Annotated in this window: 5 protein-coding genes; 4 read left to right on the top strand and 1 reads right to left on the bottom strand. The window is 69.8% G+C overall.

Annotated elements, in window-relative coordinates; genetic code table 11:
- Positions 1 to 215 precede the first annotated feature (215 nt).
- From rpsF to rplI, 4 genes are all read left to right on the top strand, one after another.
- Positions 216 to 569, top strand: a complete 354-nt coding sequence (gene rpsF / locus C1729_RS14110) for a 30S ribosomal protein S6 (RefSeq protein ID WP_102510779.1) — start codon at positions 216 to 218, stop codon at positions 567 to 569.
- Between the two features lie 65 nt (positions 570 to 634).
- A complete protein-coding gene (locus C1729_RS14105; RefSeq protein WP_102510778.1) occupies positions 635 to 1,141 on the top strand; it encodes a single-stranded DNA-binding protein in 507 nt (168 codons plus the stop codon).
- An 84-nt stretch (positions 1,142 to 1,225) separates the two neighbouring features.
- Positions 1,226 to 1,462 (top strand): 30S ribosomal protein S18, encoded by a 237-nt coding sequence (gene rpsR, locus C1729_RS14100; protein ID WP_102510777.1) that lies wholly within the window; start codon positions 1,226 to 1,228, stop codon positions 1,460 to 1,462.
- Between the two features lie 29 nt (positions 1,463 to 1,491).
- Entirely contained in the window at positions 1,492 to 1,941 is a 450-nt protein-coding gene (rplI, locus tag C1729_RS14095) for a 50S ribosomal protein L9 (protein WP_102510776.1), read from the top strand.
- A gap of 393 nt (positions 1,942 to 2,334) precedes the next feature.
- On the opposite strand, the gene C1729_RS14085 is transcribed toward rplI, so the two are convergent.
- Positions 2,335 to 2,799 (bottom strand): VOC family protein, encoded by a 465-nt coding sequence (locus C1729_RS14085; RefSeq protein ID WP_242493921.1) that lies wholly within the window; start codon positions 2,797 to 2,799, stop codon positions 2,335 to 2,337.
- Between the last annotated feature and the right edge of the window lie 131 nt (positions 2,800 to 2,930).

Below are 2,930 nucleotides of genomic sequence, written 5' to 3'. Positions count from 1 at the left end.
GGCCCCAGCCCCGCCCTCCAGCGACGGCTGACGCCCCGCACGACGGGGCCGCACCTGAGCGGTCCGTCACACCGTTGGTGAGGGTGCCGACGTTTCCGGTACCCTGACACCCTGCCCTGCGTCGACCGTCCGCCATCGGACGTGCCCGCCGCAGGGAGACGCACAACCCTCCTGTCACGGAAATCCCGTGGCCGCCAAGTCCAGAGGAGGTGGGTATGAGCCTGCGTCAGTACGAGCTGATGATCATCCTTGATCCCGAGATCGAGGAGCGCACCGTCGCCCCGTCGCTCGACAAGTACCTCACGGTCGTCACGACCGAGGGTGGGTCCGTCGACAAGGTCGACATCTGGGGCCGCCGTCGTCTCGCCTACGACATCAAGAAGAAGTCCGAGGGCATCTACGCGGTGGTCGACTTCACCGCGTCGCCCGCGACCGCCAAGGAGCTCGACCGCCAGCTCGGCCTCAACGAGGTCGTCCTGCGCACGAAGGTGCTCCGCCGCGAGGAGTCCAAGGCTGCTGCGGCCCCCGCCGTCGCCGCCGAGGTTCCCGCCGAGGCCGACGCTTCCTGACGTCTCAACGCTCCACCCCCGCCGGCAGCAGCCGGTGGGTCCCGTACACCTCGAAGGAGTAGGCAATGGCTGGTGACACCGTCATCACCGTGGTGGGAAACCTCACCGCGGACCCGGAGCTCCGTTTCACCCCCTCGGGTGCAGCGGTGGCCAACTTCACGGTGGCCTCCACGCCCCGCACCTTCGACCGCCAGACGAACGAGTGGAAGGACGGCGACGCGCTGTTCCTCCGCTGCTCGATCTGGCGCGAGGCCGCCGAAAACGTCGCAGAGACCCTCACCAAGGGCATGCGCGTCATCGCTCAGGGTCGGCTGACCCAGCGGTCGTACGAGACCCGTGAGGGTGAGAAGCGCACCGTCGTCGAGCTGCAGGTGGACGAGATCGGTCCGTCCCTGCGGTACGCCTCCGCCAAGGTCACGCGAGCCCAGCGCTCGGGTGGCGGCGGTGGTGGCGGTTTCGGCGGCGCCCCCCAGGGTGGTGGTGGCGGTGGCTACCAGCAGCAGAGCGACCCGTGGGCCACGTCCGGTCCCGCCTCCTCCGGCGGCGGCTTCTCCGACGAGCCCCCGTTCTGACCGTCCCCGCCCGGGACACAGACACGACGACCCTCCGCCCGCCGCGCGGCGCGGAGGGACAGCACCTGACAAGGAGCCCCCACGATGGCCAAGGCCGTTGTTCGCAAGCCCAAGAAGAAGTCCAACCCGCTGAAGTCCGCGAAGATCGACGTCGTCGACTACAAGGACTCCGCGCTCCTGCGCAAGTTCATCTCTGACCGCGGGAAGATCCGTGCGCGCCGCGTCACGGGTGTCTCCGTCCAGGAGCAGCGTCAGATCGCGCGCGCCGTGAAGAACGCGCGTGAGATGGCCCTCCTGCCCTACTCGTCCTCGGCTCGCTGAGCCGGCGCCACGAAGGGAAGTCACAGAAGATGGCAAAGCTCATCCTCACGCACGAGGTCTCCGGCCTCGGTGAGCCCGGCGACGTCGTCACCGTCAAGGACGGTTACGCGCGCAACTACCTCGTCCCCCGTGGCCTGGCGACCGCCTGGTCGAAGGGCGCCGAGTCCGAGGTCACCGCGATCCGCAAGGCCCGCAAGGCCCGCGAGATCGCGACGCTCGAGGACGCCCGCGCCGTGCGCGACGCGCTCCAGGGCAAGCCGTTCACCGTCTCGGCGAAGGCCGGCAACGGTGGCCGTCTCTTCGGCGCCGTGACGACCGCGGACATCGCCGCGGCCGTCGAGGCCGCCGGCGGCCCCAAGCTTGACCGTCGCAAGATCGAGGTCGGCCAGACGATCAAGTCGACCGGTGACTACACCGTGTCGGTGCGTCTGCACGCCGAGGTCGCCGCGAACCTCAAGATCAAGGTCGTCGCCGCCTGAGCGCAGCGTTGACCAGCGAGGCCCGGCACCCCGTGAGGGATGCCGGGCCTCGTGCTTTCGGGGGAGCTGCTGCTCGACGCGGCGCGCCGCAACCTGCCGCGATGCGCACGAAATCACCCCAGGGTTGGAGGCACCGCGCCCGCCGTCGCCCTACGGTCGACCTGTGAGCACCCCCGAGCGACGTGAGGCACAGGTGCGCGGTGCGCGCCTCGTCGCCGTCGTCGGCGTCATGCTCGTCACCCGGCGCGGATGCGTCACCGTCGGGCCTCGTGCTCCATCTCGTCTCGGCGGTCGCGTTCTTCGCGCTGGTCTCCGTGCTCGTCTATGACGCCCGCCGTGTCGGGCCCGTCGGGCTCAGGCGCGGGACCGCGTCGGCTGCGGGCTGAGCGCCGCTCAGCCCGCGGCGCCGCGTTCGTCGAGCGCCGTGCGCGTTCCCGCGGTCCAGCCGCCGCCGTTGTCGACGACGAGGCACAGCTCGTTGCCCTCCGGGTCCTGGAGGACGACGAACCCGTCGCCGTCGGGCCCCAGCTCGCGCGTGCCCGTGACGGTGGCGCCGAGCGCGACCGCACGGGCCGTCTCCGCGTCGGCATCCGTCACGAGGATGTCGAGGTGAAGGCGGTTCTTCGGAGAGCCCTTCGGCTCCGGGACCTGCTGGAACGCGAGGAGCAGCGGATCGGCGTCGACGACGGCCCAGCCGTCGTGGCGCAGCACCCAGCGGGTGCGGAGGAGCCCGGCCCAGAAGGTGGCGAGAGCGGCGGGGTCGGCACAGTCGACGACGACCTCCTGGATCGAGAGGCGGGGGGGCAGGGGGCGCGGGGGGGGCCGGGCGCCTTTTCTACATCCGGTGCCGGCGGGCACCTCCTTCGCTGTTACACATCTTGTGCGGCCGACGAAGACAAAAAAAAATAACACGGAGAGAGCAAGGACGTTAGGAGATCAAGCAGTGATTTTGAATAAGGAAGTCGAGATGCTGATGAGAGATGCAGATG

The organism is Sanguibacter massiliensis (assembly GCF_900240335.1).
In the GTDB taxonomy this organism is placed as follows: domain Bacteria; phylum Actinomycetota; class Actinomycetes; order Actinomycetales; family Cellulomonadaceae; genus Flavimobilis; species Flavimobilis massiliensis.
The sequence above is the reverse complement of the archived record's forward strand: the minus strand, read 5'-3'. Positions and strand labels throughout refer to the sequence as shown.

Excerpts from the sequence above, each read along its gene's own strand:
- rpsF (WP_102510779.1), top strand. The coding sequence starts at position 216 with ATGAGCCTGCGTCAGTACGAGCTGATGATCATCCTTGATCCCGAGATC.
- rplI (WP_102510776.1), top strand. The coding sequence starts at position 1,492 with ATGGCAAAGCTCATCCTCACGCACGAGGTCTCCGGCCTCGGTGAGCCC.
- C1729_RS14105 (WP_102510778.1), top strand. The coding sequence starts at position 635 with ATGGCTGGTGACACCGTCATCACCGTGGTGGGAAACCTCACCGCGGAC.
- rpsR (WP_102510777.1), top strand. The coding sequence starts at position 1,226 with ATGGCCAAGGCCGTTGTTCGCAAGCCCAAGAAGAAGTCCAACCCGCTG.